Annotated in this window: 9 protein-coding genes; 7 read left to right on the top strand and 2 right to left on the bottom strand. The window is 70.8% G+C overall.

Annotated elements, in window-relative coordinates:
• The 4 genes from hypD to hypB are packed head-to-tail and all read left to right on the top strand — an operon-like array spanning position 1 to position 3224.
• Entirely contained in the window at positions 1 to 1128 is a 1128-nt protein-coding gene (gene hypD / locus AB0M59_RS31895; RefSeq protein ID WP_364622600.1) for a hydrogenase formation protein HypD, read from the top strand.
• Complete coding sequence (hypE, locus tag AB0M59_RS31890; protein WP_364622597.1) at positions 1125 to 2201, top strand: hydrogenase expression/formation protein HypE; 1077 nt, start codon at positions 1125 to 1127, stop codon at positions 2199 to 2201. Before hypD ends, hypE begins: the two co-directional genes overlap by 4 nt.
• Complete coding sequence (locus AB0M59_RS31885) at positions 2201 to 2536, top strand: hydrogenase maturation nickel metallochaperone HypA (protein WP_364622595.1); 336 nt, start codon at positions 2201 to 2203, stop codon at positions 2534 to 2536. The genes hypE and AB0M59_RS31885 overlap by 1 nt, the downstream gene beginning before the upstream one ends.
• Positions 2529 to 3224, top strand: coding sequence for a hydrogenase nickel incorporation protein HypB (hypB, locus tag AB0M59_RS31880; RefSeq protein WP_364622593.1), 696 nt, complete (start codon positions 2529 to 2531; stop codon positions 3222 to 3224). Before AB0M59_RS31885 ends, hypB begins: the two co-directional genes overlap by 8 nt.
• On the opposite strand, the gene hypF is transcribed toward hypB, so the two are convergent.
• On the bottom strand, positions 3181 to 5352 hold the full coding sequence (gene hypF / locus AB0M59_RS31875; protein WP_364622590.1) for a carbamoyltransferase HypF: 2172 nt from the start codon (positions 5350 to 5352) through the stop codon (positions 3181 to 3183). The two genes, hypB and hypF, sit on opposite strands and share 44 nt — an antisense overlap.
• A gap of 143 nt (positions 5353 to 5495) precedes the next feature.
• Between hypF and AB0M59_RS31870 the strand changes: the two genes are divergently transcribed.
• Genes AB0M59_RS31870 through AB0M59_RS31860 form a run of 3 tightly spaced genes read left to right on the top strand, consistent with a single transcriptional unit; the run spans position 5496 to position 11834 of the window.
• Positions 5496 to 7409 (top strand): hypothetical protein, encoded by a 1914-nt coding sequence (locus tag AB0M59_RS31870; RefSeq protein WP_364622588.1) that lies wholly within the window; start codon positions 5496 to 5498, stop codon positions 7407 to 7409.
• Complete coding sequence (locus AB0M59_RS31865; protein WP_364622585.1) at positions 7409 to 10216, top strand: helicase HerA-like domain-containing protein; 2808 nt, start codon at positions 7409 to 7411, stop codon at positions 10214 to 10216. Before AB0M59_RS31870 ends, AB0M59_RS31865 begins: the two co-directional genes overlap by 1 nt.
• 1 nt (position 10217) lies before the next feature.
• The gene (locus tag AB0M59_RS31860; RefSeq protein ID WP_364622582.1) at positions 10218 to 11834 is read left to right on the top strand and encodes a hypothetical protein; all 1617 of its coding nucleotides are present in this window, start codon (positions 10218 to 10220) and stop codon (positions 11832 to 11834) included.
• Positions 11835 to 11837: 3 nt separating this feature from the next.
• Here AB0M59_RS31860 and AB0M59_RS31855 read toward each other — a convergent pair whose 3' ends face one another.
• Complete coding sequence (locus tag AB0M59_RS31855) at positions 11838 to 12743, bottom strand: LysR family transcriptional regulator (protein WP_364622579.1); 906 nt, start codon at positions 12741 to 12743, stop codon at positions 11838 to 11840.
• Between the last annotated feature and the right edge of the window lie 61 nt (positions 12744 to 12804).

The following is a 12804-nucleotide window of genomic DNA, read 5'->3' as shown; positions in this document are numbered from 1 at the left end:
ATGCGTTTCGTCGACGAGTTCCGCGACGCGGAGAAGGCGCGGGCGCTGTCCGCGAAGATCACGTCGTTGTGCGAGCCGGGCCGCCACTACAAGTTCATGGAGGTCTGCGGCGGGCACACGCACACCATCTACAAGCACGGCCTCGAGGACTACCTGCCCGAGAGCATCACGCTGGTGCACGGGCCGGGCTGCCCGGTCTGCGTGATCCCGATGGGCCGCATCGACGATGCCATCCACATCGCCCGGCAGCCCGGCGTGCTCATGACGTCGTTCGGCGACATGATGCGCGTGCCCGGGTCCGGCGGGAACTTCTTCGACTCCAACGCCGAGGGCACGAACATCCGGATGGTCTACTCGCCGCTCGACTCGCTGAAGATCGCGCGGCAGAACCCGGACCTGCGCGTCGTGTTCATGGCGATCGGGTTCGAGACGACCACGCCGTCCACCGCGATGACCCTGCTGCGCGCGGCCGCCGAAGGCATCGAGAACTTCTCGGTGTTCGGCAACCACGTCACGATCATCCCGGCGATCAAGGCCATCCTCGACTCCCCCGACCTGCGGCTCGACGGCTTCATCGGCCCGGGGCACGTCTCCACGGTGATCGGCTGCCGGCCGTACGAGTTCATCGCGCGCGACTACGGCAAGCCCGTCGTGGTCGCCGGGTTCGAGCCGCTGGACATCCTGCAGTCGATCTACCTGCTGATGGTTCAGCTCTCTTCGGGACGCTCGGAGGTCGAGAACCAGTACTCGCGGGTCGTGCCCTGGAACGGCAACATCGTGGCTTTGAAGGCCATCAACGAGGTCATGGAGCTGCGGCCGTACTTCGAGTGGCGCGGCCTCGGGTTCATCACGCACTCGGCGATGGCGATCCGCGAGAAGTACGCGGCCTTCGACGCCGAGCGCATCTTCGAGATCCCCGGCCTGCGCGTCGCCGACCCGAAGGCTTGTCAGTGCGGCGAGGTGCTCAAGGGCGTGCTGAAGCCGTGGGAGTGCAAGGTGTTCGGCACGGCGTGCACCCCGGAGACGCCGATCGGGACGTGCATGGTCTCGCCCGAAGGCGCCTGCGCGGCGTACTACAACTTCGGCCGGTTCAGCCGGAAGCGCGTGCGGGAGGCGAGCCGCGCATGACCACCACCGAACGCGAGCAGCAGGTTCTCGACCGCATCGAGCGGGCGCGGCGCCGGCGCGCGAAGGTGCGTGAAGAGCGCATCACGCTGTCGCACGGCGCGGGCGGCAAGTCGACGCACACGCTGATCGAGGCCGTGTTCCTCGACGCGTTCCGCAACCCGCTGCTGGAACCCCTCGAAGACGCGGCGTCGCTGACCATCGGCGACGCCCGCCTGGCGCTGACCACGGACTCCTACGTCGTCTCGCCGCTGTTCTTCCCCGGCGGGAACATCGGCGACCTGGCGATCAACGGCACGGTCAACGACCTCGCCGTGTCCGGCGCGCGGCCGCTGTACCTGACCGCAGGGTTCATCCTCGAAGAAGGCTTCCCGGTCGAGGACCTGCTGAAGATCGTCGACTCGATGAAATCCGCGGCTCTCGCGGCCGACGTCCAGATCGTCACCGGCGACACGAAGGTCGTCCAGCGCGGCAAGGCCGACGGCGTGTACGTCAACACGGCCGGGGTCGGGGTGCTCACCCGCACGGGCCTCGGCGTGGCCACCGTGAAGCCCGGAGACGCCGTCCTCGTCTCCGGGCCGATCGGCGACCACGGCGTCACGATCATGCTGGCCCGCGGCGAGCTCGACATCGACGCCGACCTCGAGTCCGACACCGCGCCGGTGCACGACCTGGTGGCCGGGCTGCTGGCCGCGGTGCCCGGCGTGCGCGCGATGCGGGACGCGACCCGCGGCGGTGTCGCGACGATCCTCAACGAGATCGCGAAGGCGGCGGAGGTCGCCGTGGTCGTCGACGAGAAGGCCGTCCCGGTGCGCGATGAGGTCCGCGGCGCGTCGGAGCTGCTGGGCATCGACCCGCTGTACGTCGCCTGCGAAGGCCGGATCGTGGTCGTCGTCGACGGCTCACAGGCCAACGATGCGCTGGCCGCGTTGCGCGCGCACCCGCTCGGTGCGGACGCCGCGGTGATCGGGCGGATCGCTGACGACCCGCCCGGGATCGTGTTGCTGAACACCGCGTTCGGCGGCACCCGGATCGTGGACCTGCTGGTCGGGGACCCGCTGCCGAGGATCTGCTAGTGCACGAAATGTCCATCACGCAGTCGGTGGTCGACACGATCGTCACCCGGCTCGGCGACGCGCGGGTGTCGTGCGTGCGCCTGGAGATCGGGCGGCTGTCCGGGGTCGTGCCGGACAGCGTCCGCTTCTGCTTCGACGTCCTGTGCGCCGGCACGTCCCTGGACGGCGCCCGGCTGGACATCGCCGAGCCGATGGGCCGCGCTCGGTGCCGCGACTGCGACGAGGAGTTCACCCTCGACGACTTCATCCTGCTGTGTCCCTGCGGCAGCGCCGACGTCGCGGTGCTCGCGGGGCGCGAACTGCGCATCACTTCGGTGGAGGTCAGCCATGTGTGACACCTGCGGCTGCTCGGATTCGGACGTCCGGATCACCGACCACACCCATACGGTGGTCATGGAGCAGGACATCCTCGCGAAGAACGACGAACTCGCGTCGCACAACCGCGCGCACCTGCGTTCGTCCGATGTCTTCGCGATCAACTTGATGAGTTCGCCCGGCGCCGGGAAGACGACGCTGCTGGAGCGGACGATCCGTGTCCTGGACACGCCCTGCGCGGTGATCGAGGGCGACCAGGAGACGCTGCTCGACGCCGAGCGCATCAAGGCGACGGGCGCGCCGGTCGTGCAGATCAACACCGGTGCCGGCTGCCACCTCGACGCGTCGATGCTGCACCGGGCACTGCATTCGCTGGCGCCCGCGCACGGTTCGACGCTGTTCATCGAGAACGTCGGCAACCTGGTCTGCCCGGCGTTGTTCGACCTCGGCGAGGCGGCGCGGGTCGTGATCCTGTCGGTGACCGAGGGGCCCGGGAAGCCGCTGAAGTACCCGCACATGTTCGCCGCGACGGACCTGGTGCTGCTGAACAAGGTCGACCTGCTCCCGTACGTCGACTTCGACGTCGCCGAGTTCGAGCGGGACGTCCGCCGCGTGAACCCGTCGGCTGCGCTGATCCAGGTCAGCGCGACCCGCGGGGACGGCGTCACCGAGTGGCACGACTGGCTACGGCGACCTGGCCGAAGCTGATCCCGCCGTCGTTGGTGGGCACCCTCCGGTGGGTCAGGACGCGGAAGCCGATTTCTTCCAGAGCTTCTAGGGTTCGATTGAGCAAAAGGACGTTCTGGAACACGCCGCCGGAGAGCGCGACCGTGCTGCTGTGATCCCGGAAGCGGTCGCAGGTCCGCGCGATCGCGTCGGCCACCCCGTTGTGGAACCGGGCGGCTCTCCTCGGCTTGGTATCGGGGTCGTCCAGGAGGGCGGCGATGAGGTCTTCTCCGTGCACGACGTCGTCGACGCGGGCCCGATAGGCGGTCTGCTCCGCCGGGTCGGCCAGCTGCTCCAGCTCGATGGCGGCCTGGCCCTCGTAGGTGATGGTGTCCCGGACGCCGAGCAGCGCCGCGGCGGCGTCGAAGAGGCGCCCGGCGCTGGACGTCAGAGGTGAGTTGATGCCGCTGCGCTTGAGCTTCACGATGTCTTCGCGCGCCGGCCGCCCCAGTTCGTCCACATAAGACGCCGCCATCCGCCACGGCTGCCGGATGGCCTGGACGCCACCGGGCATCGCGACCGGTCTGAGGTGGCTGAGCCGCCGGTAGCTCGTCAGGTCGGCGAGGAGGAACTCGCCGCCCCAAATGGTGCCGTCGGGGCCGAAGCCGGTGCCGTCGAAGGCGACGCCGAGGACCGGCCCGTCCTCGCCGTTGTCGGCGAGACACGCGGCGATGTGGGCGTGGTGGTGCTGGACGCCCAGCAGTTCGACGTCTTCGCGGTCCTGGGCGTACTTCGTGGACAGGTAGTCGGGGTGCAGGTCGTGCGCGACCAGCACGGGATCGACGGCGAAGAGGCGTTCGAAGTGGGCGATGCCCTCGGTGAAGGACTTGAGCGTCTCGTAGTTCTCGAGGTCGCCGATGTGGTGCGAGACGAACGCGTGGTGGCCTTTCGCGAGGCAGAAGGTGTTCTTGAGTTCGGCGCCGCAGCCCAGGAGGTGCCGCTTCGCAGGCCTTCGCAGCGTCACGGGCTCGGGCGCGTAACCCCGTGAACGCCGTTGGAGCTGCGCTTCGCCGCGGGAAATCCGGACGACGGAGTCGTCGGTCCGGACGTGGATGGGCCGGTCGTGGGTGAGGAAGGCGTCGGCGATGCCCGCCAGGCGGCCGAGGTCTTCGTCGCGGTGGACGATGGGCTCGTCGGAGACGTTCGCGCTGGTCAGCACGATCGGACCGGTCTGCTCCAGCAGCAGGTGGTGCAGCGGGGTGTAGGGCAGCATCAGCCCGATCCGCCGGTTCCCCGGCGCGACGGCGTCGGCGAGATCGCCTTTCCTGGGCAGCAGCACGATGGGCCGTCGCCGGCTTTCGAGGGTGCGCGCGGCGACATCGTCGACTTCGGCCAGTTCCCGGGCCTCCGCCAGGTCAGCGACCATGACGGCGAACGGCTTGTCCTCGCGGTGCTTGCGCTGCCGGAGCCGTCGCGCGGCTTCTTCGTGCCGGGCGCCGACGGCGAGGTGGTAGCCGCCGAGCCCCTTGATCGCGACCACCTTCCCCGCGCGCAGGGCTTCGGCGGTGCTCGCGATCGGCTCCCCGCCACCCGGCTCGAACCGGAGCGCGGGTCCGCAGGCGGGACAGCAGACGGGCTGGGCGTGGAACCGCCGGTCGGCCGGGTCCTCGTACTCCTGCTTGCACCCGGCACACATCGCGAAGGCGGCCATGGTGGTGAGCGGCCGGTCGTAGGGCACGCCCTGGACGATGGTGAACCGCGGGCCGCAGTTCGTGCAGTTGACGAACGGGTACCGGAACCGCCGGTCGCCGGGGTCGCGCAGCTCCCGCAGGCAGTCGGCGCAGGTGGCGGAGTCGGCCGAGACGAGCGTGTCGGCGGCTCCGCCCGTCGGACTGGTGACGATGACGAAGCCGGCGTCCCCGATCGGGGGAATTTCGCGGGTCTCGACGTCCTCGACGACGGCCAGCGGCGGCGCCTGCTCCCGCAGTGCCTCGGCGAAGGCCTTGACTTGCCACGAAAGGCCTTCGGCCTCGATGAAGACGCCGTGCACGTCGTTGCCGACGAACCCTCCGACGTCCAGCCGGCGCGCGAGACCGTGGACGAAGGGCCGGAAACCGACGCCCTGAACGACCCCGCCGACCCTGATCGCCACGCGTACGCGCTGGTCCACGCACCGAGTGTCCGCCTGCGGCCGGACGCCGTCCACCGGACAGTGTCCGGATGTGGACGATCGGGGGAACGATGTCACTTCCCTGCTCGTCCTGGGGCAGACTGATCCGGCAACCGGGCGAATGGCGGACTCCGGAGGGGCCAGTGCAGGGGCGGGACGTTGCGGTCGGCGGCACGACCGAAATGTGGGAGCGGCTCTTCGGGGCGCGCGAAAACTGGGGCTGGGAGTTCACCCCGCCGGCGGCGGTCACCGTGAGCCCGGAGGCGGCGGCGCCGCCGGTCGCCGAGCAGGTGTACGCGCCCCACGACTACCAGTTCCGGCAGAAGCGCAGCAAGCGCGCGTGGCTGGGGCTGCTGGGCTGGCTCGCGCTCACCGTCGTCCTCGTCGTGCTGGTCGGCGGCATGATGGACGCCGTCTCGAAGACGATCCCGCTGGCCGCCGAGATCACCACGAGCGTCGTGCTCGGCGTCGGCGTCCTGCTCGCCATCGTGCACTTCTTCCGGACGCGGCGGCGGTTCACCGTGATGAAGCGCGGCTACGAGTCCAACTACAACCGCGCGCTCGAGTCGTACACGCAGGCCCACTTCGCCTGGCAGCAGCGCGTCGCCGAGCACGACCGCCGCGAGCGCGACCGTGTCGGCTCCGCGATGCTGTGGCAGCCGGTGAAACTGAGCTCGCGGCCGAACCGCGTCGACGTCTTCGGCGGGACCGAGGACGGCTGGGCGAGCCTGCTCGCCACCAGCGGTGCCGCCCAGCTGGCCGGCGGCGCGTCGATGCTGCTGCTGGACCTGACCGACATGGCCGTCGGCGACGACCTGGCGATCGCCGCGGCCGGCAAGGGCTACGAGGTCGCGGTGCACGAGCTGCCGCGCGACCTCGGCGCGTTCGGCCTGCTCGCCGATCTCGACCCACACGAGCTGGCCGAGGTCCTCGCCGAGGCGATGCACAACCTGAACCGGACGGCGCTCGGGCAGGACCTGCGCGGTCTGCACGCCGACCTGCTCACCACCGTCGCCGAGCGGCTGAGCGGGCCGGTCACGTTCACCAAGCTCGTCGCCGGGCTGCAGGTGCTGCGCCGCGTGTACGACGCGGGCTCCGACGAGACGCTGTCGGCCGAGGAGCTGCGGAAGCTCAACTCCTATGTGGACACCGTGGGCAACACCGAGCAGGTCCGCAACGAGCTGATCGCGCTCGAAGGCGAGATTCGCGGGCTGGCGCGAGCCGAGGATGCCGCCGAAGGCGCGCCCACCGGGTTCCGCGCGAGCTGGCCCTCGCGCGGTCTCTCCGTCGTCGCGACCCGGACGAAGATCGGGCGGCACAAGCGGTTCCTCGACCACGTCGTCTTCCACCGCGCGCTGCAAGAACTGCACTCGCGTGAGACCACCGGCCGTGAGGTGCTGGTCGTCGCGGGCGCCGACCAGATCGGCCTCGAAGCGCTCGAAGCGATGGCCCAGCAGGCGCGGCGCGCGGGCGTCCGGCTCGTCTTCCTGCTCCGGCACCTGCGCGACGACCTGCAGAAGCTGCTGGGCGGCTCCGGCAGCGTCAGCCTGCTGATGCAGCTGGGCAACGCAAACGAGGCGGCGAACGCGGCGGAGTTCATCGGCCGCGGCTTCAAGTTCGTCCTCTCCCAGCTCACCGCCGAAATGGGCAAGACCTTCACCGAGGGCAACTCCTCCAGCACCGGCGGCTCCGTGGGCTCGTCGAGCAGCCGCGGCTACAGCGTCGGCGGCAGCAGCAGCTTCAACAGCGGAAGTGGTGGCAGCGGCGGGTCGTGGTCGTCCGGCTCCAACTGGAGCCGGAACACCAGCTCGTCGAGCTCGCGCGAGAGCAACTGGCAGGACACCGTCAACCAGTCCGAGGCGATCTCGCGCAGCGAAGGCGAGACCCGGGGCCGCGTCTACGAGTTCCAGGTGGAACCGACCGCGCTGCAGTCGCTCGCGCCGACGGCGTTCGTGCTGGTCGAGGCCGGTCCCGGCGGGCGGCGAGTGGTCATGGGCGACTGCAACCCGGGCATCGTCCTGCTCGACCGGGTCGCCCGCGACGCGCTGCCGCGCTGATGTCCTTTCCGGCCGAATTCAGTTTCCATCGGCTGCTGTCCGTCCCGCGCGGCGACGACCTGGCCACGGGCGTCGACCGGCCCGAGGAGACCGGCGGCCGCGCCCCGGCCCAGCTGTTCGCCGCGTTGACCGCGGCCCACGCCGACCTGCGCTACCGCGGTCCGAACGCGGCGTTCGCCGTCGCCTGGGAGCGCTCGGGCGGCGCGCGCCCCCTGCGCGTGCTGGTCGGCGGACGCCCGCACTCGCCGGTCGCGCGGCCGGCGTCGCCCGGTCCGGTGCCGATCCTCTACCCGCCGGGCAGCCTCGGCACGCCCGTGCCCACGCCGGACTGGGCGGCGCTGCCCGCGTGGACGCGTTGCGCGGGCGGTCCCGATCCACTGTGGACACCGGAGGCCGGCTCGGCGGCGCCGGGCCGCGGCGGCTTCGACGACTACGTCGCCCATCTGCCCGGCGAGTTCGTCTGGCTCGTCGTCGCCGAGCCGTTGGGCGCCGAGGCCGTCGAGCGGCAGTTGCTCGGGCTCGAGACGACGATTCCGCGGCTGCGCCAGCGCGAAAACTCCGAGCCGGACCGGATCGCGCTGCTGCGGGCGGAAGGCCGGTACCGGGAGCTGTCGCGGGCGCGGCCCGCGGGGCTGTGGACGGTGCACGTCCTGGTCGGCGGCCCGGACGAGGCGAGCACCCGCGCGGCGGCGGCGTTGCTCTGCAGCGCCAGCGACCTCGACGCGCTGCCGTACGTGCTGACCCCCGGCGCGGACTGCGCCGGTCTCTCCGAAGTGTGGGAAAAGCCGACCTCCGGCACGCTGACCTCGCCGTTTTCCGCGACCGGCGAGTTCGTCGCGGCGGTCGCGCGCCCGCCGCGGCGCGAGCTGCCGGGAATCCGGATGACCGAGCCGCCGCTGTTCGACGTCACGCCGGAGTTCACCGGCGAGATCCCGCTCGGCACCGTCCTCGACGACGCCGACCAGCCGGTGGGCGAGTTCCGCGTCGCGCTCGACACGCTCAACCGGCACACGTTCGTCGCGGGCGCGACGGGTTCGGGCAAGTCGCAGACCGTCCGGCACCTGCTGGAGGGCCTGCACGACGCGGACGTCCCGTGGCTGGTCATCGAACCGGCGAAGGCCGAGTACGCGGCGATGGCGGGCCGGCTCGGGCCGGGCGGCCGCGTCACGGTGATCCGGCCGGGCGACCCGGACGCGTACCCGGCCGGGCTCAACCCGCTGGAACCGGCGGCGGGCTTCCCGCTGCAGACGCACCTCGACCTCACGCGCGCGCTGTTCCTGGCGGCGTTCGACGCGGACGAGCCGTTCCCGCAGGTGCTCGCACAGGCGCTGACCCGGTGTTACACGGAGCAGGGCTGGGACCCGGTGACCGGCGAGGTGCGCGGGCGCGTCGGGCCGGTGAAGTACCCGAGCCTCGGCGACCTGCAGACGACGGCGATCGAGGTGGTCAAGGGCATCGGCTACGGCAAGGAGGTCGCCGACAACGTCCGCGGCTTCGTCGACGTCCGCATCGGCTCCCTGCGCCTGGGCACACCCGGCCGCTTCTTCGAGGGCGGCCACCCGTTGGACGTCGCGGAGTTGTTGCGCGGCAACGTGGTGCTGGAGATCGAGGACATCGGGTCCGACATGGACAAGGCGTTCTTCATCGGCGCGGTGCTGATCCGGCTGTTCGAGCACCTGCGCGTCCACCACGTGGCCGGTTCGTCGGGTCTCAAGCACGTGCTGGTGCTGGAGGAGGCGCACCGGCTGCTGAAGCGGGCCGAGCCGGGGAGCCCGACGGAGCACGCGGTGGAGTTGTTCACGTCGCTGCTGGCGGAGATCCGGGCGTACGGCGAGGGGATCGTCGTCGCCGAGCAGATCCCGGGCAAGATCGTCCCCGACGTCATCAAGAACACGGCGTGCAAGATCCTCCACCGGCTCCCGGCTCTGGACGACCGTTCAGCGGTCGGCGCGACGATGAACCTGAGCGAGGCCCAATCACGCCACGTCGTGACGCTGCCCCCGGGTCGCGCGGCGGTGTTCACGGACGGGATGGACCGGCCGTTGCGCCTCTCGATGCCGCTCGGTTCGGCTCGCGAGGACGCTGCTCTGGTTTCTTCGGCTCCGGCTCTGGCCTCCCGGCGAAGTGTCGCGTGTGGACAGGCTTGTGCGACCCGGCCGTGTTCGCTGCGCGAGCTGGGCGACGCGGTGTACCTCGCGGACGAGGACCCGCGACTGGTGCTGTGGCTGGAGCTGTTGACGGTCGCGCACATCACCGGCCGCCCGTCCCCTTCGCCGTCCGCTTCCTGGATCGCTTCGCTGCACGCTGCCCACGACGCGCGGACGTTGGAATGCGCGGTGGCACACCGGCTCCAGACGGCGGTGGACGCCCGGTACGCGGGGATCACGGAGTACAACTCGGCGGACGCGTTCCTCTCACATTTGGTTTCTTCCGCCTGGCAGACGTTGTCGGGTTCTTCGGCCTGTTCCGGGCCCGAGGTCCGCTGGCAGGCGGGGAGCTACCGCTGGTACGACGTCTTGGTGGCGCTGAAGCGGGACGAATCGGTGGACACGACGTCGCGCGGGTTGACGCTTCCGGGTTCGACGCCCGCAGAGCAGCTTTCGTCGTTGCGACAACGCCCGGACACGTGGCGCAACGACGACGCGACGGTGCTGGGCACGACGTCGCCGACGTTGATCAGCGTGGCCGCCGGCCGCCTGAGCAACGCGCGAGACCGGGTGGAGCAGTTCAACGCGGCGACGGGCTTCCTGAATCTGAAGTTCCCGGCGGCCCGGGTCCTGAGGATGGACACGAAGCGAGGGGGCTGAGGTGAGCGAGACGAGCGACGCGCCGGAGGCACCGGAGCCGCCCCCGGACCCGCCGGATGGCGATCGCGCGGAAGGCCCGGTGGAGGACGAGGAGCCGGGCACTGCGGAGTCGTCGGAGGCTCCTCCGGAGGAGGGCCCGGTGGAGGACGGCGCCCAGCCGGTGGATTCGGCCGAGGCGCCGGTGCCCGAGGAGGGCCCGGTCGAGGACGACGAGCCGGCACCCGACAACGCTGAGGTTCCCGAGGAGAAGGCCACCGACGAGACCGATGGCGCTGAGGAGCTTCCGCCCGCCGGCGACGACGCCGGAGAGGCCGAGGACCCGAACCCTCCCGAAAACACCAACGCCGAAGAAACCGAAGACCCCAACCCTCCCGAAGACACCGAGGGCGCGGAAGACCACACCGACGAAGGGGAGCGCCTCGAAGACGACACCACCGCGGACGAGACCGACCGCCGCGACGACGAGGACACCGAGCCCACCGAAGACCGGGCCCAGCCCGAAGACGACCAGTCCGACACCGGCGCCGACGACCCGGACGACGTCGAACGGGAACGAGAGCTGAAGCCGGACGACCCGCGCTGGGACGGCCCCTGGAACTCGACGACTCCCGAGGCTCAGACCGAACAACCGGCAGCCGAGGCGGAATCCACCGAGCAAGAGCACCAGGAGCCGGCGGAATCCCCACAGGAAGCCGAGCCGAATCGGGATGAGCGGCAGGAGCCGGCCACCGAACGCGATGCGCCCCCGGAGCACGGCGACTTCGAGCGAGAGCGGGAACTCAACCCGCGCGCCCAAGCCGGGAACGAGTCGTCCGCCGAGGCACGGGTCGAGCAGCAGGCGCCGAGCCGGGAAATCCCCGAGATCCCCGGCGGACCGGAACAAGCCGAAGCGCGACCCGAGGACCCGCAGCGGACGCCCGTCGAGATTCCGGCGCGCCAAGATCAGCAGGAGCTGGACCTGGGCGTCCGGCAGACCGGCGCGGACTCGTCGGAGGTCCGGCTCGCCGACGGCGCGGAAACGCGGGATTCCGGCCGGCCGCGCGGTCCCGACGCGTCGGCCGGCGACCCGCCCGACGACCCCGGAGCGGACGACGACCCCGGAGGCCCGCCCCCGCCGGAGTCGAGGATCCCGGAATTGGGGCCGAACGACTACCTGGCGGTCGTCAACGAACGCGGAGAACTCGAGGAGCGGCAAACCCCGGGTCAGCCGGCTCCCGAGCGCGACAAGCCGAACCGTGAAGAGGTCGGGGTCGCCGAAGACGACGTGCCGGAAGATCCGGAGAAGGACGAACTGGAAGAGTCCGAGGAAGCGGAGGAGTACGTCGACTCGGTCATCGAAGGGCGTCCCGAAAACGAGAAGAAAGCCGAAACCAGCGACGAAAAACCCAGGACCGGCCACGAAAAGACCGAGATCCGGACCGGTCACGAGGCGAGGATCGATTCGGTGCCGCCGCCGGAACCGACCATCGGCGTCCTCACCTCCGCCGCGTTGGGTATCGCCGCGCTGTCCGAGCGGGGGCTCAAAGGATTCACGGACACGTTCAGATCACTGCGCGGCGGCGAGCCGTCGATGATGCCGGAAGAGCCGCCGGACCCCGAAGAGGACGACAAGAAATAGCCGCTACGCGCTCCACTCGGTGAGAGCCGGGAGATCCGGGGGTTGCCGCAGGGCATCCAAGACCACGTTCACCCCCGCGCGCAACGGCGTTCCCCTTCGCACCACCGCCGCGATCGTGCGCGTCACCGGGGACGCCAGCTCCCGCGTCGACACCCGGTACCGGCGGTCCACCGCCAGCTCCGGCAGCAGCGCGATCGACAACCCGGCCTCGACGTGCTGCAACGTCATCAAGTAGTTGCTGAACCGGCACGCCACCCGCGGCTCGAAACCCGACTCGCGGCACAGGCGCAGCGTCAGGTTCGCCATGTACGACCGCGGCGTGTCCAGCGCCCACGGCGAGTCCGCGTACGCCGACAGGACCGCCGGGCCGCGAGGGCCCTCCGAAGGGGTCACCAGCACGATCGGGTCCGTCGCCAGCGGGACGATGTCCAGGTCCGGGCCCAGCGGCAGCTGCACGAAGTCGGTCGTCGTGATGATCACGTCCGCGTCGCCGCCGCGCAGGGCCGGGATGCTCTCGTGCGGCTCCAGCTCCAGCAGCTCGACCTCCAGGTGCGGGTACGCGCTCGCGAGCCGCGTCACCGCCGGGACCGCCATCGTGTGGATCGCGCTCTGGAACGCGCCCAGCCGGACCTGGCCGACCGGCTCCTCGCCGAGGCTGCGCAGCTCCGCCTCGACCGTGTCCATGTGGTCGAGGATCGACCGCGCGCGCCGCGCCAGCATCAGGCCCGCCGGCGTCAACCGCACCCGGCGGCCGGTGCGTTCCAGCAGCTGCGTGCGGGTTTCCGCCTCGAGCACGGCCAGCTGCTGCGACACGCTCGACGCGCTCAGGTTCGCGTCCTGCGCCACCGCGCGGACCGTCCCCAGCGTGTCGAGCCGGCTCAGCAGCCGCAGGCGCCACGGGTTCAGCATCGCCCTATTCTTGTACGGAAAATCCGAACAGGACAGCCGGAATTGTGAGCTGGACGTGTCG

The sequence above is a fragment of the Amycolatopsis sp. NPDC051371 genome (assembly GCF_040682155.1).
GTDB lineage: Bacteria > Actinomycetota > Actinomycetes > Mycobacteriales > Pseudonocardiaceae > Amycolatopsis.
The sequence above is the reverse complement of the archived record's forward strand: the minus strand, read 5'-3'. Positions and strand labels throughout refer to the sequence as shown.

What these genes read in the sequence shown, in the direction of transcription:
- hypD (WP_364622600.1), top strand. Translation starts at nt 1, where the DNA reads ATGCGTTTCGTCGACGAGTTCCGCGACGCGGAGAAGGCGCGGGCGCTG.
- hypE (WP_364622597.1), top strand. Translation starts at nt 1,125, where the DNA reads ATGACCACCACCGAACGCGAGCAGCAGGTTCTCGACCGCATCGAGCGG.
- hypB (WP_364622593.1), top strand. Translation starts at nt 2,529, where the DNA reads ATGTGTGACACCTGCGGCTGCTCGGATTCGGACGTCCGGATCACCGAC.
- AB0M59_RS31865 (WP_364622585.1), top strand. Translation starts at nt 7,409, where the DNA reads ATGTCCTTTCCGGCCGAATTCAGTTTCCATCGGCTGCTGTCCGTCCCG.
- AB0M59_RS31855 (WP_364622579.1), bottom strand. Translation starts at nt 12,743, where the DNA reads ATGCTGAACCCGTGGCGCCTGCGGCTGCTGAGCCGGCTCGACACGCTG.